At 40.5% G+C, this 22,703-nt stretch carries 22 protein-coding genes; 4 read left to right on the top strand and 18 right to left on the bottom strand.

The genetic code is table 11. The annotated features are described in order from the left end of the window. Positions 1 to 28: 28 nt before the first annotated feature. Complete coding sequence (locus IRJ18_RS00925; RefSeq protein ID WP_194104326.1) at positions 29 to 946, bottom strand: glycosyltransferase family 2 protein; 918 nt, start codon at positions 944 to 946, stop codon at positions 29 to 31. 96 nt (positions 947 to 1,042) lie between these two features. Here IRJ18_RS00925 and IRJ18_RS00920 point away from each other — a divergent pair, with 96 nt between their 5' ends. Genes IRJ18_RS00920 through IRJ18_RS00905 form a run of 4 tightly spaced genes read left to right on the top strand, consistent with a single transcriptional unit; the run spans position 1,043 to position 3,556 of the window. Then, positions 1,043 to 1,525, top strand: a complete 483-nt coding sequence (locus IRJ18_RS00920) for a hypothetical protein (RefSeq protein ID WP_194104325.1) — start codon at positions 1,043 to 1,045, stop codon at positions 1,523 to 1,525. Positions 1,526 to 1,534: 9 nt separating this feature from the next. Further along, entirely contained in the window at positions 1,535 to 2,677 is a 1,143-nt protein-coding gene (locus IRJ18_RS00915; protein WP_194104324.1) for a fused response regulator/phosphatase, read from the top strand. Then, positions 2,674 to 3,021 carry an STAS domain-containing protein gene (locus IRJ18_RS00910; RefSeq protein ID WP_194104323.1) on the top strand — a complete coding sequence of 116 codons (348 nt, stop codon included), beginning with the start codon at positions 2,674 to 2,676 and terminating at the stop codon, positions 3,019 to 3,021. Before IRJ18_RS00915 ends, IRJ18_RS00910 begins: the two co-directional genes overlap by 4 nt. A 10-nt stretch (positions 3,022 to 3,031) precedes the next feature. Next, on the top strand, positions 3,032 to 3,556 hold the full coding sequence (locus IRJ18_RS00905) for an ATP-binding protein (protein WP_194104322.1): 525 nt from the start codon (positions 3,032 to 3,034) through the stop codon (positions 3,554 to 3,556). Here IRJ18_RS00905 and IRJ18_RS00900 read toward each other — a convergent pair. The 17 genes from IRJ18_RS00900 to IRJ18_RS00820 all read right to left on the bottom strand — a co-directional run bounded on the left by IRJ18_RS00900 (position 3,553) and on the right by IRJ18_RS00820 (position 22,592). Then, positions 3,553 to 4,332, bottom strand: a complete 780-nt coding sequence (locus IRJ18_RS00900; protein ID WP_194104321.1) for a 4'-phosphopantetheinyl transferase family protein — start codon at positions 4,330 to 4,332, stop codon at positions 3,553 to 3,555. The two genes, IRJ18_RS00905 and IRJ18_RS00900, sit on opposite strands and share 4 nt — an antisense overlap. A 27-nt stretch (positions 4,333 to 4,359) precedes the next feature. Then, positions 4,360 to 5,703, bottom strand: coding sequence for a lipopolysaccharide biosynthesis protein (locus tag IRJ18_RS00895; protein WP_228072464.1), 1,344 nt, complete (start codon positions 5,701 to 5,703; stop codon positions 4,360 to 4,362). Positions 5,704 to 5,788: 85 nt separating this feature from the next. Further along, positions 5,789 to 6,646, bottom strand: a complete 858-nt coding sequence (locus IRJ18_RS00890; RefSeq protein ID WP_194104319.1) for a glycosyltransferase family 2 protein — start codon at positions 6,644 to 6,646, stop codon at positions 5,789 to 5,791. A 50-nt stretch (positions 6,647 to 6,696) separates the two neighbouring features. Beyond that, positions 6,697 to 7,584 carry a glycosyltransferase family 8 protein gene (locus IRJ18_RS00885; protein WP_194104318.1) on the bottom strand — a complete coding sequence of 296 codons (888 nt, stop codon included), beginning with the start codon at positions 7,582 to 7,584 and terminating at the stop codon, positions 6,697 to 6,699. 14 nt (positions 7,585 to 7,598) lie between these two features. Continuing rightward, on the bottom strand, positions 7,599 to 8,819 hold the full coding sequence (locus IRJ18_RS00880; protein WP_194104317.1) for a glycosyltransferase: 1,221 nt from the start codon (positions 8,817 to 8,819) through the stop codon (positions 7,599 to 7,601). Then, on the bottom strand, positions 8,816 to 10,342 hold the full coding sequence (locus tag IRJ18_RS00875; RefSeq protein ID WP_194104316.1) for an O-antigen ligase family protein: 1,527 nt from the start codon (positions 10,340 to 10,342) through the stop codon (positions 8,816 to 8,818). Before IRJ18_RS00875 ends, IRJ18_RS00880 begins: the two co-directional genes overlap by 4 nt. 123 nt (positions 10,343 to 10,465) lie before the next feature. After that, the gene (locus tag IRJ18_RS00870) at positions 10,466 to 11,674 is read right to left on the bottom strand and encodes a glycosyltransferase (RefSeq protein ID WP_194104315.1); all 1,209 of its coding nucleotides are present in this window, start codon (positions 11,672 to 11,674) and stop codon (positions 10,466 to 10,468) included. A gap of 21 nt (positions 11,675 to 11,695) precedes the next feature. Then, positions 11,696 to 13,843 carry an exopolysaccharide transport family protein gene (locus IRJ18_RS00865; protein ID WP_194104314.1) on the bottom strand — a complete coding sequence of 716 codons (2,148 nt, stop codon included), beginning with the start codon at positions 13,841 to 13,843 and terminating at the stop codon, positions 11,696 to 11,698. Beyond that, positions 13,843 to 14,559, bottom strand: a complete 717-nt coding sequence (locus IRJ18_RS00860) for a TolC family protein (protein WP_194104313.1) — start codon at positions 14,557 to 14,559, stop codon at positions 13,843 to 13,845. The genes IRJ18_RS00865 and IRJ18_RS00860 overlap by 1 nt, the downstream gene beginning before the upstream one ends. A gap of 3 nt (positions 14,560 to 14,562) precedes the next feature. Then, positions 14,563 to 15,654 (bottom strand): sugar transferase, encoded by a 1,092-nt coding sequence (locus tag IRJ18_RS00855; protein WP_194104312.1) that lies wholly within the window; start codon positions 15,652 to 15,654, stop codon positions 14,563 to 14,565. After that, a complete protein-coding gene (locus IRJ18_RS00850; protein WP_194104311.1) occupies positions 15,635 to 16,021 on the bottom strand; it encodes a response regulator in 387 nt (128 codons plus the stop codon). The genes IRJ18_RS00855 and IRJ18_RS00850 overlap by 20 nt, the downstream gene beginning before the upstream one ends. 250 nt (positions 16,022 to 16,271) lie before the next feature. After that, entirely contained in the window at positions 16,272 to 17,264 is a 993-nt protein-coding gene (locus tag IRJ18_RS00845; RefSeq protein WP_194104310.1) for a glycosyltransferase family protein, read from the bottom strand. A gap of 227 nt (positions 17,265 to 17,491) precedes the next feature. Then, the gene (locus IRJ18_RS00840) at positions 17,492 to 18,775 is read right to left on the bottom strand and encodes a DEAD/DEAH box helicase (RefSeq protein WP_194104309.1); all 1,284 of its coding nucleotides are present in this window, start codon (positions 18,773 to 18,775) and stop codon (positions 17,492 to 17,494) included. 130 nt (positions 18,776 to 18,905) lie between these two features. Then, positions 18,906 to 19,739, bottom strand: coding sequence for a glycosyltransferase family 92 protein (locus tag IRJ18_RS00835; protein WP_194104308.1), 834 nt, complete (start codon positions 19,737 to 19,739; stop codon positions 18,906 to 18,908). A 34-nt stretch (positions 19,740 to 19,773) separates the two neighbouring features. Next, positions 19,774 to 20,280 (bottom strand): hypothetical protein, encoded by a 507-nt coding sequence (locus IRJ18_RS00830; RefSeq protein WP_194104307.1) that lies wholly within the window; start codon positions 20,278 to 20,280, stop codon positions 19,774 to 19,776. 165 nt (positions 20,281 to 20,445) lie between these two features. Next, a complete protein-coding gene (eno, locus tag IRJ18_RS00825; protein WP_194104306.1) occupies positions 20,446 to 21,744 on the bottom strand; it encodes a phosphopyruvate hydratase in 1,299 nt (432 codons plus the stop codon). 128 nt (positions 21,745 to 21,872) lie between these two features. Then, positions 21,873 to 22,592: a DUF2490 domain-containing protein gene (locus IRJ18_RS00820; protein ID WP_194104305.1), complete on the bottom strand. Its 720-nt coding sequence runs from the start codon at positions 22,590 to 22,592 to the stop codon at positions 21,873 to 21,875. Positions 22,593 to 22,703: the final 111 nt, after the last annotated feature.

The following is a 22,703-nucleotide window of genomic DNA, read 5'->3' as shown; positions in this document are numbered from 1 at the left end:
GTTATAATCTTAACCCGTGCTTATCAAATTATTGTTGCAGCTTAATGCCTAAATCGGCACTGTCTTTTTTGTGGGTTATATTCCACCATATAGCTTTAAGCAGGTAGCTGGTAAAATTTTTATGGCCCTCCTTTATATATTTAAGTACATTTCGAGGCGCTACCAATACCATAAAATAAATATAAAATATAAAAGCGGCAAAGGCAGGGGCGTTGCGGCGCGCAAATAAAATGCGATTGCGGTTCATAAAGTATTCTTTTAGCCAGCTGTTTTTCCCAACCGAGATTGATTCTTTATGATAGATAAGTGCATCGCCACGCATCCATATTTCATAGCCCGCGCGTTTAATACGTTCGCACCAGTCCATCTCCTCGTAATATAAAAAGTAGTTTTCAAACATCAATCCTGCTTTATTGGTAGCCTCCCGCTTTACCATCATAGCGGCACCATGGGCGTAGGCTGTAGGGCCGGTAACCTGTTCATACTCCTCGTTGTTTCGGCTAAACTGGCCTACCGTACCATTGCGCATAGTGTAAAACTGCATAGGGGTATAGCCTACGTATTGTATTAATGTTTTATCATCAAAATAATTTATCCGGGGCGATACCATGCCTACCTGCGGATGCTGGTCTAATATAGCAACAAGTTTTTCTACCAAACCGGGGGTAAATTCAGTATCATTATTTACCAAAAAAAAATAATCGCCGGTGGCCGCATGTATACCAATATTGTTTCCCCCGGCAAAACCTAAATTTATTTTGCTGGATAGAAACTTTACGGCAGGAAACTGTGTTACCAACTCGGTTACCGGGCCGGTTTTGCTGCCATTATCAACAACAATAATTTCAATATTATTGTATGTATTTACTTTTTCAATCGATAGCAGCAGCTCCCTGGTTACCTCGGGCTGATTAAAATTGACTGTAACAATGGAAACTTTTTTCATTTATAAGTTGACACTAAAATACATTTATTAAAATGCCTTACTATATTTATTGAAAATTTAAGCCTTTAATATCAATATTTAATTACACATAAAGAAATGGATAATGCGCCATTGATAGAGGCTAAAGTCAACGAGTTGGTTGAACTGTTGAGGAAGAATCCCCCTAACATAGAACAGGCTATCCAAATAAAGGGTAAAATAAACGAGGCGCTGGATAATGCATCGGTACCAAAGTCGTTAGAAGCTTTTCGCGAACTTGACACCGTTACCAACAGACTGGAATTAATGGATGACCTGGAGCTATTGTTATCGCAGCATCAGCTTGACAATACAACTGCAAAAAAATACCTGATACAGGAAAAAATAAACAAAGGCCTGATCATCATCATCGGCATTGTAATGATGTTACTTGGCCTGGGGATGATCATTATGCCAGCCCCACCTAACTTTGAAATGTTCACTCTTTTTTATTTTAACCCTAATGATGGGGTTACTATAATGGACGTGCTATCGTTACTTATTGTATTAACGGGGATATATCTTTTTGCTAATGCTATTATGAAGAAGCCGAAATCGTAATCATCAGTTATGGCAGTACAGCATAAAGTTTTATTGGTTGATGACAATACGCTTGTTTTAGAAGTAATGAGCCGGGCCCTTAACCGCGAGGGGTTTATTTGTCAAAAAGCCGAATCGGTTAAGCAGGCAATGCAGTTGTTAAGCAAAGATATCCCCGATATTATCCTTTCTGATTATGACATGCCCGAGGTAAATGGGTTTGAATTCAGGCAGCAGCTGCGCGAAAACGGCCAGTACAACCATATCCCTTTCATGTTTTTAACATCAATGAATGATGCGGAACTGATGCAGCAGGGCATGAATATGGACGCCATTGATTATATTATTAAAGATGTGCCCATTCCGGTTATTGTAGCTAAAATAACCAATGTTTTAAACGCCATACGCGAGCAGCACGAGCGTTCTATCAGCGAGTTGAGCCGTGCGGCAATTGCGCTTAATTTAAATTCGGTACCGCAAAAAAAACCTGTACTGAATGGCTTTAGGGTTGATTTTTGGCATAAGCCCTACCAAAACTACCCTGGCGGCGATTTTATTGACTTTATACAGGTTGATGACCGTTATACTTTTATTGTATTGGGCGATGTAATGGGCAAAAAATGGGGCGCGTGGTTCTTTTCATTCGGGTTTTTAAGTTATATACGCGCCGCGGTAAGATTGTGTATCTTTGAAGGAGACCTGTCTACCAAAAGCATTTTGCAAAAAATAAACCTGGTAGTACATCATGACCCTGTAGTAAGCGAGGTGTTATCCACCTTATCATTGGTAATGCTGGATACCCAATTATCGCAGATAAGTTATTCGGGCGCTGGTGACCTGCCTTTGCTGTATTATAATAAACCTGAAAGGAAAGCCAGCAGGATACAATCTGACGGGTTATTATTAGGGTTACGACAGGATGGTGATTTTGATGAATATATACTACCGCTAAACCCCGGCGACCAACTGCTTATGATAACCGATGGTATTATTGATTTTGAAACCGGAGGGCGAAAAAAATCGGATTATAAATTGTTTGAAGAGGCGGTTTCACCATTTTTAGGCAGCCCGGATACGTTTGATCATTTAAAAGCAAGTGAATTTTTAATAAAAAAAGCACAGGAACAAGTAGATGATTGTAGTTTTGTGTTTTTGCAAAAAGATTTGATATGATATTAAACACGCATAATAATAACGGGACCCTGGTGGCAGAAATACTGGTGCCCGAGGCCAACCTTTCACAATCTGAACTGTTAAAAGCAGAGATGGTGACCCTAATAGACCAAAAACCTAAAAATATTTTGATCGATTTTAGTAAAGTTCAATATGTAGACAGTTCGTTCTTAGGGGCAATGGTTTCATCATTGAAATACGCGGTAGCTAATAAAACAGATATTGCCGTAATAAACCTTGCGGCAGATATATCCGACTTATTTACCCTGATAAGACTGGATAAAGTTTTTAAAATATATACTAATGAATCAGAGGCTATTGCTGATATAAATAACACCTTATAATAAACAAACGGTGAAACATCTATTTACATTCAATAACAAAGTGGAAACGATATATCCTTTTCTGAAGGGTGTAGTAGCTTTTATTGAACAACATTCGCTTGAAAAAGAAGAGGAACTTTCTTTTAAAACCCGCGTAATTGTCACCGAACTGCTTACCAACAGCATTAAGCATACCACCGGGAACGTAACAGGACTGGAATTAAATATCACCGACGATGCTTTAACTATAAAAAAAATAGACGAGGGGGACCCCTTTCATATCACCAATCCTTCGGCCGAATGGCCTTTTACCGACCTAGTTGACACTACAATAACCATATACGCCGATGCATTAAACGGCCTGTTTGCCAAAGTAACCGCCCCTTATAACCTAAGTTTTTATACAGAAAGCTACCCTGTCGATGATGTGATCCTTACCGATATATCTGAACATTTTGGCCTGGTTATTATTTGCCGCGCCAGCAATTCATTTGTATACCAATACAACCCATCAAGTAAACAAAGTATATTTACAGTAACTATTAACCTGGCTTAATAGCAGTTATGTATACCTTTGAGCAATGCCGTTATTAATTTTGTATCCAACATACTAAAAGCCGTTTCCTTTTTAGGCGATGCGTAAGCTACGCTTGCTATAATATCGGTACCTGCATTAAAACTTTCAGTTAGCCAACTTGTGTTCTCGGATGCGTTCGCAGAGTTATGCGTTCCGTTTAATGCGGGTATGGCGGGTAAATTATCATCAATCCCGCTGCCCCATGCTTTTAATAATGCTTCTTTCCTGGTCCACAATAAAAAGAATGCCTCAATGGGGCTATCGGCTTTGTTAATAAAAGCTACTTCGGCTGCACTAAAATATTGGGCCGCAATATCCCGGTATTCAAATTGCTGGTTAATGCGTTCAATATCTACTCCTAATTCCCTATCGCTAATGGCTATCAGTATTTCCGGCCCCGAGTAGGAAAGGCTAAAATAGCAAGGGATGTTGCTATTCAGTAAATAAGGTTTTTTGTTAGGATTAAAGGTAAAAGCAATATTTGCTGCGGGGCTACCTAAATACCAGCTTAATAAACACCTTAATATGCCATGCTGCAGCACATAGCGCTGCTGATGGGCCTGCTGATGATAAGTAGAGGCTTTTGCGCGCTCAGCATCATTCAGCAGGTTGCTGCAAACCTCATAAAAGCTAAGCAGGGTCGTAATATTGCCTTTCCATATATAAATTGTATCTGTTTTTAGGCCATCAGTAAATAAGGGGCGCTCTATCCAGTTTGGATGGTGAATAAAACTGCAATCAACACTACCGTACATGTCTGCTGTTGGTTAGCGGGTTAATTACTATATTTCTCTGGTCCGGCCAAGCTTGTTACGGACGGTCTGTATCAATATCCGTGTTTCGGTATAGCCCAATTTAAATATGGAGGTAAGATCGAAATTAAGGAACCGTTTTAGCGAGAAATAACCTATTACGGTACCAAACACAAAAGTAGGAATACTGGCAATACCTACACCGTAAATACTATGCATAAAGTAAATCCCTGCAAAATCGCCCACTACGTTAATGGCCAGCATAATTAACACTTTATAAAAATTATACTTTGGCTTATGAATAACATCCAGCGTTACACCGATGAACCTGTCCAACGGGATAAAAAACGCGAAGATCATAAAGATCCTGAAAATATTGGCCGCAGGCGTGCCTACATATTTACCTCCGCCGATAAGGCTTACGGCTACATCGGCAAATATAAAACCGCCTATTATAACCGGGATAAATATAATGGTTAGTGCACCGGCGTATTTTTTAAAAATATACTCTACCTCTTCTTTTTTATTATTGTTTTGCGCGGCCGCCAAAGACGTCATGCCTGTGGTTACAAAACTGCGCAAAGGAATGTCAATCAAGTTTGTCAGCGTCTGCGAAATATTGTAAATGGCTATAGCGCCGGGCCCTAAGGTAAAATTTATTATAAACGTATCAGAACTGCGCAGCAGATTGGCGCTGATACTGGTGCCCACACTAAATTTACCGAAATGAAATAGTTCTTTTACAGATCCGCGGGTTTGTTTTGTTACACTCTTAAAACCCGACCAACGGCATGAAAATATAACAATACAGGTTAGTAAGCAACTTAGCACATTGGTAATAAACACCATATTTAAAGTAATGTGCTTAGAAAGAATAAGCGTGATAACAAATATAATGAACGATGCCTGGTTAACCGCCCTGATGTATAGTATCTCGGCATAGCGTGCCTGTGCTTGTAATAACCAGGTAGCCATTACAATAGGTAAGGTAGAAACAAAGGTAATGGTGGTCCATTTAATTACTTCAATTATACCCAGGTTATCTATGTAGTTAAGCAAAAAGAAAGCGGGTATATTTATCAGAAAAACAATGCCTGTAATTAATAACCCCAGGTACCACGTACTACCTAAAATGTTTTCGGCCCGTTCGGGTTGGGCACCCGCATAAAACTTAACAAAAGCCGTTTGTAAAAACCCGGTGCGGAAAGTATCGATTAAAATAAAGGTGGTTTGAAAAAAAAACCAAACGCCAATCTCTTCCTTAGCCATATGGCGGTATAAAATGCTGGTAGTTATAATGTTTAACATTGACATAATAACATTGCCCGCAAGAGACAGGAATTGCTTGTTTTTAAAAAGTGGCTTTATTTCCAATTGAAGCGTGTTTTATATATGCATAAAATGTATAACTATAACCTAAATGTAAGGGCTATATCTTAATAATGATGCTTGCTGCCCGTTAATTTTTTGACGTTTTGGTATCGTGCGGCGGATGGGGCTTTAAATAGCTGGTTAAATTTTTCAGTTCGCCAATTACGCGGGTGGAAATAGCCCTAAACAAGCTTTTATCCTGATCGATGGTGCGGGTACCTGTCCAGGTGCGGTATTTATCATCCTTCACCTGTTTTACTTTGCCAAACTGCATCAGGTCAAAAGTTAAGCGCCCATCTTCGCCGCGTATGTGCTGCATTACATAGCCTACCTTTAAGGCATATTCACGTATATACCCCATGGTCATACCCAGGGTATTTAAATATGGGCGTTTTTGCTGGCGCACCTCGGCAATCACGTCCTTCATTTTTTCATAAAGGTACAGCTTCCAGCGAGGTGCATGATCGTTTGCTATGAACGAGTATCTGCCATAAACACAAACCACGCCGGATTCTTTAAGCGCATTTATCATACCATCAATCCAACCCGGGGGGTAAATACAATCGGCATCAGCCGTTAAAATATATTTGCCTTTAGCTTGTTCCAGGCCCACCTGGCGCGCAGGGCCGCAACCTTGTATAGGTTGCTGAAAACTTTTAATATGCAACTTATCCAATACCTCCTGTGTCCTGTCGGTAGAGTTGTTGTTTACTACAATAATTTCAAATGGAATTTTAGTGCTGCTATCGGCAAGTGAGCTAATGGTAGGCAGCATATTCACCTCTTCGTTCCAGGCAGCAATGGTAATACTTACTTCGGGTGTCTCGCTTAGCAAATTATCCAGCTTGCTATTAATAGCGTTATACACCGTATCGGGTATCTCATCAATACTTTTATAGTTAAAAGTATATTTATCAAGCCATTTGGGGTTACTAAAGGCATTCATTGCTATTGTAGTTTAAATATAAATCAGCAGCGGTTGATAATAAGGTGCAACTAAAATAACTTTTTAATTTTTACCCAAACGTTATCAAGCTTCTTAATATACCGGTTTAACTCGCCAATTGGTTTTACGTTTTTCCATGGCGTAAGTTTTTGGTAGTTATCAAATAACTCTTTATAGTACGGATTGTTGGTATAAGTAGTATAAATTGGCTTACGCGATACGAAATGAATAAGATAAGGATCCTTCAAATCGCCGGATGCAAAATAGTTCCAGCGGGTATCTAATTCGTGCCATTGGTTGGCCAGCACCACGTTTAACCCATACTGGTCGGGATAATTGGCAAACTTAATATTATTGTTAACGCAATCAATAATGCGCTGGGTTAAGCTTTGTTCGGTCCACAGCGGGATATTTACTACTAACAGGCCCGCGTTAAAATATTTGGTTTTAGGTTCCAAGCCCAATTCTTTGTAGTTAAATATACCCCCCCACTCGTTATCAACGGTAAGCAGGCGCGGGTCCTGCACGGCGCCTATTACGTAATTGCCCAAGTCTTCGTTCCATAGTTTGCTTATGTCTTCCAGCACAATCATATCCACATCTAAAAACAAAGCTTTTTTAGTGCCTGGTGGGACAATGTTGGGGATAAATAAACGCATATAAGTAGTAAGCGGGAAGGAAGTATGGTCAATTGGTAACTTAACACCCGCAACGGCATCTTCCATTTTTACCCATGATATGGTAAACATATCCGGATTAACGGTGGCATGTATTTTCTTTTGACTGCTTTTTTTAACACCATCCTCTACTACATACACATGTATCTTTTCGCCGGTTTTGTGATTAGCCTCGATAGATTTTAGCAGTACACCCAGCAAAATAACATAATGCTCGTCGGTAACTACAACTATGGGTATGGTGGTGTTTGATGCTGACATTTTTTAGCGCGTAATTAGTTAATTTGTTTTACGTTTTTACGTTCCAGTTGGTTATATAATATCTCCGAAAATTCATCCCCGCGCCTGGCCCAGGTATTATTGGCTGCAACCGCCAGCCTTTTTGGTATCATGGCCTCGCCCTGCTGCAACGCGGCGTTAATCGCTGCCGAAAACTCTTCAGCAGTACGGCAATAAGTTACTGTATCTTCAGTGAAATCACGCAAATCATCATTAAAATCGGTGGCAACTACAGGTTTACCAGCCCCAAGATATTCAAATAATTTCAACGGGAAAATGGTGCGGCTCACTTCGTCCTTTTTAAAAGGTAAAAGCGCTACATCAAAGCCTTTTAATATAGATGGCATTGCTTCATAAGGCATACGCCCGGTCAGGATAATATTTGATGTATTAAAAAACCAGTCGGGAATATATATTTTCCCTTGTGGCCCAACAAAAACAAAGTTCTTATCCGGGTTTTGTTCTGTTACAACCTTCAGCATATCAAAATCCATCCGGCGCTCAATATTTCCAAAATAGCCAATTACGGGTTTCACAATACCGGCTATTATATCGGCTACTTTCAGGTCCGGGTCCAGCGCCTTCTGACTATGCTCAATATCGGCCGCGTTAGGCACAAAATAAGTTTCGGGGTTCAGCTGTTTCTTTTCCAGGTACAATTGTTTGCTCGAGCATATAATTACATCGCTGGTTTTAACAATATGGTTTTCAGAGATCAGGCCATGCTTTAAATCAAAAGGCGAAATAAGCGGATCGACACAGTGATATACCTTTAACGCGGGCTTTAGGTAATCGCTAACGTTGGGGTAGTGGAAATTATACGAGTTGATGAAAATATAGCCGGGGATATTATATTGCCTGATAACTTTTTTTATCCGTTTAACAAGCAGTTGCTGGTTTAGTTTTAAGGCCATCCGGTACAAAAAGCCCTCGGGCAAAAAGTTAAGCGAGGCTACTATAGGCATGGCTACCACTTTAAGGTTGGGCAGGTCGGTATCAATTATCCCGTTCGACGAAAGCTTAAAATATGGTTTGCGGGTATTAAACTCCCTGGTATTTTTTAGTTTGATATAATCCTTTAGGGTGTAAGGGTTATCAATATAAAATACTTTGTTTTTTTTGGCCAGGTGCCGGGCAATAGTGTAGTTGGTAGATTCGTACTCACCATCAAACCGCATGAGTGCAAATATGAAAATGTATTTACCCTCTAATATCATGCTACAAGTGCTTGTTTTAATGGCGTGGTTTGCCCTGCTTCAAGTTGAAGCTGGTTATCTAAATCCAAACATTTGTTAAGTATGGCTACCATCAAATAAAAATAAATATTGGTAGGAAATTGCACCAATGCCTCCTGCGGATAGTTCCCCACGTTAATAGCAAATATCATAATGGTCATAGCCAGGCAATAGGCCTTAAGCTCGCCATTTTTTATCTTATAAAAATTAATTATTCCCGTTCGCAAAATGGTATACATCAATATACAAAACAGGATAATACCTATCCAGCCCATTTCTACCGCTACACGTACATAACCGCTATCAGGCGGGAAATGCGCCAGCATAGAGTTAGGTGAAAACTTTTGCCCCCAAACGCCTACCGAGCCCAGCCCGCCGCCCATAGGGTGTGTATGTATAAACGGTTTTATGCGTGCCTGGTTTTGCTGGCGCAATAAATAGGATGCATCGTTACTGGGCTTAAATGCCGTTTGAAAACGATGGATATTGGGATTAGAGGTTGGCATAAAAATAAGGACGATGAACCCTACAGCGCCAATAATGCCCAGTACCATTATTTTTTTATTAAAGTTTAGGATACAAAACAAAATCATCCCCACGGGGATCAAAGCAAACGCGCCCCGCGTACCCGAAAATAACATAGAAACAAAGCATATTAAGGCTAAGCCTACCAGTAAAAACTTTTTCCATGGACGGGTTGGCCCCCAAACTAAACCCACACAAAGCAGGAAAGATAATACCATGTTATAGGCAAACACCACCGGGTCGTTAAAAATTGAGAACTTACGCCAATGCCCGTCAATAAAATACAGGGCGGCCCGGTCGGGGTCGGCATCCATGCTGGCCTGTTCTATTTTTGAGTAACCAAACACCTCCTGCCAAATGCCATATGTTGCCCCTATTACTGTATATACCAACCACATGATAATAAGCACCCGCAGGTATTTTATAGAGTTGATATTGTACATAAATACAAAATACATCAACATTACAAAGGCTACCGTGCGCACGGTATAAACCCAGGCCAGCCGCGATTCGGCCGACGGATTGGCCACTTCTAACATATTATAAGCCACCCAAATTAATATCATATAACTAATGGGGCCCTTAAAAATACTGTAATCCTTATATTGCTTTTGCTTAATAAAGAAACCAAGTATAAGCAGCCCTTCCAGCGCGTCCATAAGCGTCCCCAACGGGAAGGTGGTACTGACGACCCTGATAAGAAACATAATAAAATAAGCGCCCGTGAGCAACACAATAATGCCAAATTTAGGATGTGCTACTATCCCATAAACCAGCGGTATAGCCACAACGGCGATCAGAAATAATACCCCCATTACAAAACCCATTTTTACAACCACCATTGTAAAAAACAACGAAGCCAGCAATAGCAGGATAAAGCCTACGGGGTTTACCAGTTTTTCTACAATAGTAATTTTATGAAGTTTTTGTAAAAAAGAAAGCTTCTCCTTTTCGTTGTTTATGGGTAGCTGATCAAACATGCCTAAAAAACCACCTTATAAAACCAATAAAAAACACCGATAAATACAAAGATCAGGGCTGCTGTCCTTTTATGGTTAACGTCGGTTTCGGGTTTGGCTTGTTTAGTTTTATAGCCTTTGGGGTCAATCCTCATCTTTTTTCATTAAATCGTTAATACTTTTTTCATGAAAATGCCTGGTTGCTACAGAGCGTTTGTTGGCCCTGCGGGAGTTGTATAGCGAAACCAACTGGTAAAACATAAAGATAGGAATATTTCGCAGTGATTTGTAAATGCGCACATCGGTATGCGAACGGCGTAATGCCAAAAGAAACCCGGCAACAAACAGAAAAAAGCTTATCGCCCAAACAACAACGGCAGTTATGCTTATCCAAAAATTAATAAATAAGCAAAACATGGATAAGATAAGGAAGATAAATAATGGCGGCCTTAGTAACACCAAGCCAAATACAAACTGGTTTTTGCTGAAGTTTTTGATACCCGCCCCTATTAATTTAAAGCCCAGTTTAAAATACTTAAACCAGGTATTGATCCACCGGGCGCGCTGGTTTACTAATTGATCTGATTGTGATGTTTTTTCATCGTACACAATAGCTTTATCGGTAAAGGCTATGCGCTCATTCTTACCAATAATAGCCGATTGCAGCACCTTGTCAAAACCTGCTCCGGTAACATCTAAATGCTCCAGGCTTTCGCGATACAGGGCCGTAGTAAACGCCATACCCGAACCGGATAGGGTTGCCGATGAACCTATGCCAAACAGCACCTTACCATCATAAAAATGATAATAAATATCGCGGGCGCCATCTAAACAGGCATAAGTAGTATCTAGGTTTTTCGCTTCGCGGATACCCTGTACAGCTTTAAATCCGGCGTTAAAATATTTATCAAGCTGGATAAGGTAATCCGGGTGTACCAGGTTATCGCTATCTATAATAGTTAAATAGGTATGCGCGCGTACAAACCGGTTAATGGCGTAAAAATGCGAACGTGTATTGCTGGAGAGTGTTTGTTCGGGGCGCAATACTACCACGCGCTTATCTTCAAATATTAAATTGCTTACATCGCACTTATCGGCAACAATGTAAACTATATAATTACTGTATTTCAGGGTAAGAATGGATTCAACTACCGCTTTAATGGTATCAGTTTGCTCGTAAGCGGTTACAATAATGGCATAATCATTCTCAACACCGGGCAATGCAGGGTTATCACCAATTGTATCTTTTTTACCTAAACTGTAAAACAAGTAAAGCACTATGGGAAAAATCAGGTTGAAGCCCAAAACAACCTGAACGATAATCCATATGATGTATATAATATTAATACCCATGCTGCAAATAATTAGGTATGCTTACCTTTTTTTAGGCGCTACCAGGGATTTGTTAAGCACCCAGCCACCAAACTTATCGCCTGCGTTTTGCAAATATTTAACTAACTGTTTTTTACCATTAGCAATCTCTTTCCCCGCCTCGTAAACAGCAATAAACTTATTTGCAAACAATAACCACTCTTTCGATTTATTCATGGTATCCAACGATGGGGCCTCAATAATAATCACATCATAAACGCGCTTCAGCTCGTTAAACTTTTCGTGGATAAATTTCTCGTCGCTAATTTCCAGCAGGGTAACATCATTACCATGGTTACCTAAAACACCACTGGTATTGCTAAGCTGCTCGTTATTTGTGTCTGCATTTTTAAATACATCCTCCAAAAAAATACGCGGGTTAACCGTTTTACTTATGGTAGGGTTATCAAAGTTACCATCAATCAATAAAACTTTTTTATTGATCATACTGTACGAGTAGGCCAGGCTAATAGCCAGCAGGGTTTTGCCTTCGCCGGCTTTCATACTGGTAATAGCCAATACTTTTTCGCCATCCATCTCCTGGTCTATTTCAAAACGTATAGCCCTTAGCAGGTCTTTAAACTGCTGCATTTTATCCCTGTGTTCAATATCCCAAAGCTTACGCAAATCGATAGATGAACCGCTGATAAGGTTAAGGTATCCCAGCACAGGCAGGTTTGTTTTATTAACCAATTGCAATGGCGTTTTTATCGTATCATCCAGATAAAACAAAACAAACATGGCTACCATGCAAATTATAAAACTGCCCACCCCGCTTATAATCACCAACAGCATTTTTTTAGATGGCTGCGCAATATCGGGTACAGCATATTCCACCATCAGTAATTTAGGATTTGTTTTTTCCTGCAAATTAGCCTGGTTGTACCGGTTCAATACTTCCTGGTATTCTTTTGTGGCAACCTCAATGGCAAACTCGTAAGTGCCAATGGTTGCACTAAGGGGTACTAATCTTTTCAGGCTGTTATTCAAATTCTCCTGCTGGCGGTTCATAGCTTGTATGCTATGAGCGGCTAAGTCGCGGGCTACTTCTAAGGCCAGTTTTTGTTTTAACAGATCCTCTTTGGCTAACAATGGGTTAGAGATGTATTTGTCGGTCGCCTGGTTTAGCTGTTCAGTTACGCGCGCCTGTAATGAATCAACTTTGACTTTTAATTTAGGGTCAAAATTACTGCGGATATAGCGATCGTCGGCTTGGTGCATCTGCTCCATAGTAGTAGTCACTGCCAGGTTTAATTTAGTAGCGCTTTGGTCTACATATTTGCGGTCGGCAGGGTCAAACTTTTTGTCGATGTTATCCAGAGCACCCTGGTTTGAGGCAACATCTTTCTGAGCCTGTAAAATTTTATCCTCGTTAGCAGCTATCTGTGCATTGGCAGATTTGGCCTGCTCCTGCAAATCAAGCACATTATGGGCTATTTTATATTGTTGCAGCGTATTGGTTGCCGAATCCAGCGATCTTTTCTTTTCAGTAAGCAGGTTTGACAGGTATTCAACCGCCTGGGTTTCATTTTGCTGTACAATATTAGTATGGTATGAAATAAAGCCCTGGCATAGGGTATTTACCATAAATGCCGATAATTGGGGTTTATCTGATGATCCTACTACGGTGATAAAATCGCTGGAGTCGTCGTGCCTTACGCTTATCGCTTTACGGATGGAGCGCTCATCATAATGCATAGAGATCAGCAACTTGTTCAACCATTCCTCGTAAGGGTCATACAACGAAAGCGGTTCCAGCCGCTGTAATTTAGATCTGAATACTTTAAGCGCTTTGGCCTTATCGGCCGGGGTCATCTCTGCAAATTTTTTATCCAACTTGTGGAATGGGTCATTACTACTTAAATCATGAATGATGAGCTGGTATGATACCATATCGATCATCTTTTTAAGCTGCATTACCTCCATGATGTTGCTAAACTGGGCAAAAACCTTACTTTCCTGCAGGGCGCTGGCCAGGCCGGGTAATTGGCGGGTTTGATCGACGATCCCGGTGGCTATTTTCGCGCTGGACACATATTCGTCCGCCAGGTTGCGCACCAGGAAATAGGAGATGATTACTATAACCAGGGGTATAATAACCAGTATATTTCTATATTTTTTTAAAAGCTTAAAAAAATCTTTTAATTCCATTATTTAATATCTTCCAATTTTTTACCCACAATCTCCTCCAGGTTTACCTTGGCGTTAAAAACTGCCAGTTCACCTTGTATCCGGTAGGATACTTGTGTGTATTGAATCATCATCGCATCGTTATAATCCTTCAGTATGGCCTCTCCTTTTGTAAACTTATACTTCATCAGGTTAACATTTACGCCGGCATCCTGTTCTGCTTTAGATCGCAAACGTAAATCGGCCTGTAAACCAAGGTAAGTAAAGTAAAGTTTTTTAACAGTAGCCTCTAAAGTCAACATATATTCCTGTTGCTGATAAAGCGCTACATCTACCGCTTGTTTGGCATTATGTATAATAAAAGGCTTGGAGATTAACGACCCTAAGTTAACTGTAACGGCTAACTGATAGCTATTAGCAGCAATAGGTGTTATTAAATTGGTTGATTGCGATGGGTTGTACAGATACGAAGGGGTAATAATATCAAACCAGGATAACTGTGCCTGGTGATAACTGGTATTGGCAATGTTTACTTGTTTTTGCCTTAAACGCACCTCTGGGTAGTACTTTTTGGCGGTGTCTATTAACTTTTGCAAAAAAGGATAAGAAATATCAGGTACAAAACTGTCCGGCGTAGCTGTATATGGGGCCGCCGGGGGCGCAGTTTGTGCATACAGGTTGCCTGATATAAAAAGAGCGGATAAAAAGGTGATGATCAGTAATATTTTTTTGTGCATTTGTTATACTTTTTCTTTTTGAAACAATGCCGGTATAGTGCTTAAAATAATTTTAAGGTCGAGTAATAAAGAATAGTTTTGCGCATAAAAATTATCCAATTTTTTACGCTCGCGCTCGCTCATATCATCCTTGCCGCGTTTAGTTACCTGCCATAGGCCGGTTAAGCCAGCCGGGCCTAAAAAGCGCATGGCCCATTCGTTTGATGTTAGCATCTCGGCTTCATATACAGGTAAAGGCCTGTTACCTACAATACTCATATCCCCTTTCAGGATGTTGAAAAATTGCGGCAGCTCGTCAATACTTGTACTACGTAAAAATGCACCAAGCCGGGTAATCCGCGGGTCGTTTTTGATCTTTACAAAAGAGGCTGATTTGCCTTCGGTTGTTTCGGCAGCATACTGGTTATTCTCTACCGAAAGTTTGGCCAGCAACTGGTCGGCATCACTGCGCATCGACCGGAACTTGTAAAAATCGAATACCTTATAGCCGGTGCCTACACGCTTGCTTTTATAAATAATTGGCCCTTTTGAACCTAGCTTAATAGCAATAGCTACAAAAATAAAAATGGGCGATAAAAGCAATAGCGCCATTCCCGAAAAGAAGATGTCCATAAAGCGCTTGCCAGGTGGCAGTGTATAGGTTGTATCAACTTTTTTGGAAAGTTCGGATAAGGTTGGCTTTATCAGCTTAAAGTTCACCAGGAAGTTAAGGCGTTCGCGCAGGTGTGCCAGGTTAATAGGCATGGCATACAAATCGTTTACCTTAAGCTTTATAGCTTGCTGGCGCACTTCTAAATTTTGTTCTTTTGAAACAAGCACAATAAGCATTTGCTTAAACAGGTTGTTTTTCTTTATCCTTTCAACAAACTTCAAAGTTTCGCCTGCTTCATCAACCTCGGCCACAATAATATCGGGCATGCTTAAAATAGATTGCTCTGCCAGGTATTCATCTAACTGGGGAATATCCGGACTGGCAAATATCTGGTAATGTGCTGGCAATTCGGCAAATATCAAATCCCTAAGTTCGGTTCCGGCGTAAGCCAGTTTAACCCTTAACCCCGCACTTTCGTTCCAATCAGTTGTTATGTATGTCATGCTCTTGCAGAATTTTACTGATCTCGGATTTTAATATAGTTGGATTAAATGGCTTATGCAGGTAAGCGTCAACTTTAAATGGCATAGTTGTAACCTGATCGTCCAGATCGTGCGCCGCCGAAAGCAGCACAACGGGGATATCCTTATAAAAACCGCTTATTTTAACATTTTTAACAAAAGCCTGCCCATCAAAAGTAGGCATTGCCAGGTCAGATATAATTAGTTCGGGCATATTACCCTGTTCCAGCCAATCAAGTGCATCAAAACCGTTGGTTTTCACCACAATGTCGTAATCCTTAGATAATATAAAATTAAGCAATTTTAGTATACTTAAGTCATCATCAACAATCAGTAAAACTTTTTTCATCTGAAATTAATAAACAATTAACCGTTGTGCCTTAATTATTCAAATTTTATTTAAAGCATGTTAAAATAGCAAAAATGTACTATTCTATCTGCTTTAATTAATTTAAAATATTAAACTTTTATTCAGGCTTAAAAAGATGATTAACCTTGTTAATGCTTACAACTACTGTAAAAGTATATAACAAAGCTTATAAATTCTAAATTTAACAGCCTAAATAATACAGTACCCTTGTTGTTATTGCTTAACACGTTTATTGATCAACATGTTTGTCAACGACCATTTTAATGATCTCTTTTGTTTTATCGGGATAATGTACATCAACAGGCTTACCATTTTCGAGCCAGTTTACTAATATGTGGTGATGTTTTTCTTTCAGGCTCTTCATCTGTGGTACCCCCATTACTTTCAGTGCAGCAGCATTCAGGTGTTGCTCGTACTGGTTTTTCATAGGGATAACTATTAATTTTTTCCCCATAAACAAAGCCTCCGCAGGTGTTTCAAAGCCCGCACCGCATAATACCCCAGCCGAACTGGCCATACTTTTAATAAATTTTTGGTTATTAATGGGTTGTATATGCACGTTTTTATGCCTGGAAACCTTTTTATTGTGCTTAGAGAACACATCCCAGGTAACATGTTTAATTTCCGACAAACGCTTCACTAACCGCTTATCATCATAAGCGGGCAGGTAAACTGTATAGTGGCCGGCATTGGTTATTTCCTGCTCGCGCACCTGTTTGCGGATAACCGGTGTAAAAATATTTTTATCAAACTGGGCAAAGTGAAAACCGTATTGTACGTTGGTTGGGGCGTAATGATTGAGAATAAAATTCCCCATTAAATCCACATCCGGTGGTTTGGGGGCGTTTTTTGCTATCACTGCAGCCTGGTGACTTAACCCGATACAAAACCTATTTTTAAGATGGCAGGCCCAGGCAGATACCGGTTCAAAATCATTAATTACCAAATCATAATCTTCAACCGGCAGCTTGTTTATCTCTTTAATAAATAAACGCAGTTTAGCCTTGTACAAACTTTTCCATAGATCAACCCCGCCTGTTTTACCGAATATAAACCCCAGTCCATTTAATTTATATTTAACCGGGAAAGGCACAGAAAGGTCGCCCTGCATACCGCTAACCAATACATCAACATCGCCGTATTCTTTCAGTAAAGGCACTATGTCCATCGAGCGGCTTAAATGACCATTACCGGTCCCTTGTATGGCGTATAAAATTTTCATAGTTGTTCAGTAAATTAATGATCAGGTTATGTTTTTTGTATCCGATATTTATCAACAAATTAACTTCTATAAATTAATCTGCCTTAAATATCCCTAATTTAAACATAGCGTAAAGGCACTTAACAAACTGATAATAAATACTTAACATAGCTATAAAACACCCTAAACGCCAAAAGCCCCGGTAATTCGGGGCTTTTGGCGTTTAGTTCAATGTGTGTTATCTTTCGCTACCTGCTGCGGCGCCAGTTGCGGTTGCCGCCCGGCTTTGCAGCATTAGGGTTGCGCTGTGCTGATGGATTACGCGGCCCCTGCCTGCTGTTAAGATGCTGGTTGCCTTTCAACTCTTTGGCTATGCGTTCCTGTGTTGTCAATTGTTTCATAGGGAACGGATGCTCTTCTTCAACAGGGATAGTTTTAGCTATTAGTTTATGAATATCCTTTAAAAATTCCTTTTCTTCCTCATCGCAAAAAGAGAATGCTATACCGCTGGCCCCAGCCCTGCCAGTACGGCCTATACGGTGCACATAAGTTTCGGGGATGTTGGGTATCTCGTAATTAATTACGTGGGTTAAATCGTCAATATCGATACCGCGGGCGGCAATATCGGTGGCTACCAAAACACGGGTAGTACGGTTTTTAAAATTGGTTAAAGCACGCTGCCTGGCATTTTGCGATTTATTGCCATGTATAGCCTCGGCCGTAATGCCGGCTCGGCTTAAATCTTTTACTACTTTATCGGCGCCATGTTTAGTACGCGTAAAAACTAGCACTGTAGCAATGTTTTTATCTTTCAGCACATGGTGCAGTAATCCCCTTTTATCTTCCTTGCCAACAAAAAATACTGTTTGCTGAATAGTATCGGCAGTAGAAGACACCGGGGCTACCTCTACCTTTTCAGGTTTATATAAAATAGTATCGGCCAGTTGCTGTATCTCTGACGGCATGGTGGCCGAGAAAAACAGCGTTTGCCTTTGTTTAGGCACTTTAGCAATAATCTTTTTTACATCGTGCACAAAACCCATATCCAGCATACGGTCGGCTTCATCCAGCACCAAAATTTTCAGATGGTCCAGGCGGATAAAGCCCTGGTTCATCAGGTCAAGTAAACGTCCCGGGGTTGCTACCAAAATATCTATTCCGCGCTTTAATGCATCGGTTTGCGGGTTTTGCGATACGCCGCCGAAGATGACCATATGCTTTAACCCGCAATGTTTACCGTAAGCCGCAAAGCTTTCATCTATCTGGATGGCCAGCTCGCGTGTTGGGGTAAGTATCAGCGTTTTAATGGTTTTTTGTTCCTTATGCTGTTGTTTATCCTGGTACAGTAGCTGCAAAATTGGGATAGCGAACGCGGCAGTTTTACCTGTGCCTGTTTGCGCGCAGCCTAACAGGTCGCGCTTTTTAAGTATGATGGGAATCGACTTAGCTTGTATAGGTGTTGGGGTAGTATATCCCTCGGTGTTTAAGGCCTTGAGGATAGGCTCAATTAAATTTAAATCTTGAAATGACATGTATTGTTTCTAAATATTATTGCTAACGCGATTGCATAAGCGGGTCTGAAGAGTCTCTCGTCTGCGGAAATGATCAAAACCGTAAGCTAACGGGTATTATTAGTGCAAAGATACGGTTTTTAATTTAGTGTTAATCAATTATAGCCAATATCGTTTTATCCTCAATATCATTAGCATATTTATCGGAGCCATGGAATTGCTCTAACGATCTTTGAATGTTCGCATCATCGGCCCGTCCCCGTTTTATTTTTTCCACATACTCCTCTAACGACCGGCAAAAGTAGTGGTTGATCTGGATCGCTTCCACGCTGACATCCGCAAAAGGGCCATCAATACGTACGAACTTTTCATTTACACAGTATTTCCCTGTTATGTATTTGAAGCTATGCGGATCCCGGACAATACGCACGTATTTGGGCTGAACAATGCTTTTAATATGCCGGTTTACACTAAAATCATTTTTGGCCCTTAATGTAAACTTTTTCAATTGCGGCTCTTTACTTTTTGCCTGGTGCCCCCCCGATCCGAATAGCAGCCAATTTATTCCCAGCCCCCCATACGGTTCAAACTTCCTTAAGAACTGGGCTAAATCATTTGGTTTTGATTTTGGAACGATAAACTCATCAACGTCTATAAACGCTATCCATTGCGAAAGTGAGCCGAAATTGCGCAGACAGTGCCGGTAAGCTTCAACTTGTTTAGATGTGCCCGGGAAACTTATTACTGTAACCTGGTCTGATAATCCAAGTTGCGCTATCGTTAGTTGAATTGGAATTACACTGCCATTGTCATAAATAAAAAAATGCTGCACCCCAACTTTCAGATGATAAGAAAGCCATTCTTTAAGATATTCATTCTCATCCTTTACGATACAGCATATGGATATATAATATCTTGTTTTGAAGAAAAGAGGCTTAAAGTAATTGATAGCAAGGGTAAGCAGGTTTGAAACATGATGGTTCATTTCGAAAATTTAGGCCAAATATAGCTATACAACTTTACCTTTTGTTGCCCAATATGTAAGCCACAGCCCGTTTTATTTCTCTGCGATTATTATCTGAAATAGCGGGAATATTAAGATCTTTTCCATCCCCAAAGCCCAGGCTTATTGCCCTCACCTGGTTATTTAGCAACGGTGTTAGTTGATCATCATTCACCACAGCGACTATAGATGAGCGGATAGCTCCGTGATTATCAATAGCGGTATACTTCGTTGTATCAACAGGGAAATGATACACACTGTCGTTTTTAAGTTTAATGTTGATGGACATTGTTTTTAAAATTTTCATCGGCCAGCTTTCTAATGCTCTTCCCTCTACAAATTCAATAAGCCTTTCATTTCCCTTCGAAAAAAAATTTAACTCGTGCCCCATGCCGTTACCCAATAACGTGACTGCCGATCTGATTTCCTTTCCCGTTGCTGCATCCGTTTCAGTTTTAAGGATTTGCGACCACGCTACTGTGCTTGTAACAAGGCCTATAAGTAATATAAAAAAACGTTTCATTTAATATTGCGACTATTGATGTTTGAAATTACAAAAAATCATATATCTGAAGATACCGTTTGCTAATTAACTGAGATAATATTTCGTTACTGGTAAATGAGGGAATAAAAAAAGCCCCTCAATAACTGAGGGGCTTCTAAAATTTATGTAATTCGCAATTTCCGCTTAGCGGTTTCTATAGTATTTAAAAGCTTTACCAATAAACTTGGCGTTAACGCCAAGTTCCTCTTCAATACGCAATAACTGGTTGTATTTAGCGATCCTGTCCGAACGTGAAGCCGAACCGGTTTTTATCTGACCGCAGTTAAGGGCCACGGCTAAATCGGCAATGGTAGCATCTTCGGTTTCACCACTGCGGTGACTCATAACTGAGGTATAACCATTAGTTTGTGCCAGGCTAACCGCGTCGATAGTTTCAGTTAACGAACCGATCTGGTTCACTTTTACCAGGATAGAGTTAGCCGTATCCTGATCTATCCCTTTTTGCAGGCGCAGCACGTTGGTTACGAACAGGTCGTCGCCTACTAATTGTACTTTACTGCCAATACGGTCGGTTAATAATTTCCAGCCATCCCAATCATCCTCGGCCATGCCATCTTCGATAGAGATCACAGGATATTTTTCAGTCAGCTGGGCAAGGTATTCGGCTTGTTCAGCACTGGTGCGGATAGCACCTTTAGCGCCTTCAAATTTAGTGTAGTCGTATTTCCCGTCTTTGTAAAACTCAGAAGCGGCACAATCAAACGCCAGGCAGATGTCAACTCCAGGTTTGTAGCCTGCTTTTTCAATAGCTTTTAAAATAGTTTCTACGCCATCTTCGGTACCTTCAAAGGTTGGTGCAAAACCGCCTTCATCACCCACCGCGGTTGAAAGGCCACGATCGTGCAATATCTTTTTCAGGTTATGGAATACTTCGGTACCCCAACGCAATGCTTCAGAGAATGAGGAAGCGCCAACCGGCATGATCATAAACTCCTGGAAGGCGATAGGCGCATCCGAGTGTGATCCACCGTTCACAATATTCATCATCGGGATAGGCAGCGTATTGGCGTTTACACCACCAACATAACGATATAAAGGCTGGCGGCTTTCCTGGGCAGCAGCTTTAGCAGCGGCCAGCGATACACCTAAAATAGCGTTAGCGCCTAGTTTACCTTTATTTGGTGTGCCATCCAGTTCAATCATTAACTTATCGATAGCGTTTTGTTCAAACACATCGAAACCCTTTAATGCAGGTGCGATAACATCATTTACGTTGGCAACGGCTTTCAGCACGCCTTTGCCCATATATTTTGTTTTGTCGTTGTCACGCAGTTCAACAGCCTCGTGTACGCCGGTTGAGGCGCCAGATGGAACGGCAGCACGGCCAAGCGCGCCATTTTCGGTTAAAACTTCAACCTCTATAGTAGGGTTACCGCGCGAATCCAATATCTGGCGGGCGTGGACATCAATAATTAAGCTCATTTTTATGGTGTATTGTTAGTAGTGTATAAAGTACAATAAGAAACGCGGCTAATATACCACCAAAATCAGGAAATCGCAATCATTTTTTGCGATTTCACAGATAATGAATTGATTACACCGATTGAAGATTAATCTCCCGTACTTGGCATATGTTCGCGTTTGGCGCTGTTCTTTCTGTTAATTCGGTACATCAGCATTAGCAAAACATTGTCTTTATCGTTACTAAGATTAGGTACATAGTTATACTGGTTTATCCAGCCGGCCTGCAAAATCCATTTCTTATCAAACTGGTAGCCCAATGCGGCCGATATACGGTTACGTTCGAAGTTTGGTTCCTTGTTATTCAGAAAAATCTCCTCAAATACCGATACAAACCAGGTTTTAGCCTCAATTTTGGTAGAGTTAAGCGGTACAAAAACATTCAACCTGTAACGGAAGCGGTTACGATAAATACCGTTCAGCCAGCGCTGCTCAATCCGGTAACGGTGTTCTAATTTTATACGGTACAGGTATTGGTTAACAATCATTTGTTCCCAAAACCTGGCTTCAATAGTATTAGGGCCAGCCCCAAGATTTTGGTAATCGTAGGTAGTATACCGGCCCCCGCCTATTAACGCGGTAAATGCTTTATCCAGGTCGTAACTAATTCCTGCTTTAATTTCGTAATAATTGAATTGGTTAAAGGTGCTGTTCTCACGTAATTGTAATTCGCTGTAGCCACCCCAGCGGTGTGCACTATCGCCCGGCATTATTGCTGTAAATATACCCCAGGTACCAACTTTGCTTTGTGCCGATGCTGAAATGCCGGCAATGAGAAATATGAAAAAAACGTAAAAAGATTTTGGCATTGTTAAGTTATTGTTAACAACGCCAAAAGTAATATATTATTTAATATTGAGGTAACGAGGATTTCACCAATTTAATTGATAATTCATTAATTTCCTCATTTGTACATCTGC

The sequence above is a fragment of the Mucilaginibacter boryungensis genome, from assembly GCF_015221995.1.
Classification (GTDB): Bacteria; Bacteroidota; Bacteroidia; order Sphingobacteriales; family Sphingobacteriaceae; genus Mucilaginibacter; species Mucilaginibacter boryungensis.
This window is presented reverse-complemented; position numbering and strand designations above follow the sequence as displayed.

Bases quoted from the DNA above. Each gene is read 5' to 3' on its own strand.
- IRJ18_RS00850 (WP_194104311.1), bottom strand. From the start codon at position 16,021: ATGAAAAAAGTTTTACTGATTGTTGATGATGACTTAAGTATACTAAAA.
- IRJ18_RS00890 (WP_194104319.1), bottom strand. From the start codon at position 6,646: ATGAATGCCTTTAGTAACCCCAAATGGCTTGATAAATATACTTTTAAC.
- IRJ18_RS00925 (WP_194104326.1), bottom strand. From the start codon at position 946: ATGAAAAAAGTTTCCATTGTTACAGTCAATTTTAATCAGCCCGAGGTA.
- IRJ18_RS00830 (WP_194104307.1), bottom strand. From the start codon at position 20,280: ATGAAACGTTTTTTTATATTACTTATAGGCCTTGTTACAAGCACAGTA.
- IRJ18_RS00820 (WP_194104305.1), bottom strand. From the start codon at position 22,592: ATGCCAAAATCTTTTTACGTTTTTTTCATATTTCTCATTGCCGGCATT.
- IRJ18_RS00845 (WP_194104310.1), bottom strand. From the start codon at position 17,264: ATGAAAATTTTATACGCCATACAAGGGACCGGTAATGGTCATTTAAGC.
- IRJ18_RS00835 (WP_194104308.1), bottom strand. From the start codon at position 19,739: ATGAACCATCATGTTTCAAACCTGCTTACCCTTGCTATCAATTACTTT.
- IRJ18_RS00915 (WP_194104324.1), top strand. From the start codon at position 1,535: ATGGCAGTACAGCATAAAGTTTTATTGGTTGATGACAATACGCTTGTT.
- IRJ18_RS00870 (WP_194104315.1), bottom strand. From the start codon at position 11,674: ATGGGTATTAATATTATATACATCATATGGATTATCGTTCAGGTTGTT.
- IRJ18_RS00865 (WP_194104314.1), bottom strand. From the start codon at position 13,843: ATGGAATTAAAAGATTTTTTTAAGCTTTTAAAAAAATATAGAAATATA.
- IRJ18_RS00885 (WP_194104318.1), bottom strand. From the start codon at position 7,584: ATGTCAGCATCAAACACCACCATACCCATAGTTGTAGTTACCGACGAG.
- IRJ18_RS00920 (WP_194104325.1), top strand. From the start codon at position 1,043: ATGGATAATGCGCCATTGATAGAGGCTAAAGTCAACGAGTTGGTTGAA.
- eno (WP_194104306.1), bottom strand. From the start codon at position 21,744: ATGAGCTTAATTATTGATGTCCACGCCCGCCAGATATTGGATTCGCGC.
- IRJ18_RS00900 (WP_194104321.1), bottom strand. From the start codon at position 4,332: ATGTACGGTAGTGTTGATTGCAGTTTTATTCACCATCCAAACTGGATA.
- IRJ18_RS00875 (WP_194104316.1), bottom strand. From the start codon at position 10,342: ATGTTTGATCAGCTACCCATAAACAACGAAAAGGAGAAGCTTTCTTTT.
- IRJ18_RS00860 (WP_194104313.1), bottom strand. From the start codon at position 14,559: ATGCACAAAAAAATATTACTGATCATCACCTTTTTATCCGCTCTTTTT.
- IRJ18_RS00855 (WP_194104312.1), bottom strand. From the start codon at position 15,654: ATGACATACATAACAACTGATTGGAACGAAAGTGCGGGGTTAAGGGTT.
- IRJ18_RS00880 (WP_194104317.1), bottom strand. From the start codon at position 8,819: ATGATATTAGAGGGTAAATACATTTTCATATTTGCACTCATGCGGTTT.
- IRJ18_RS00840 (WP_194104309.1), bottom strand. From the start codon at position 18,775: ATGTCATTTCAAGATTTAAATTTAATTGAGCCTATCCTCAAGGCCTTA.
- IRJ18_RS00910 (WP_194104323.1), top strand. From the start codon at position 2,674: ATGATATTAAACACGCATAATAATAACGGGACCCTGGTGGCAGAAATA.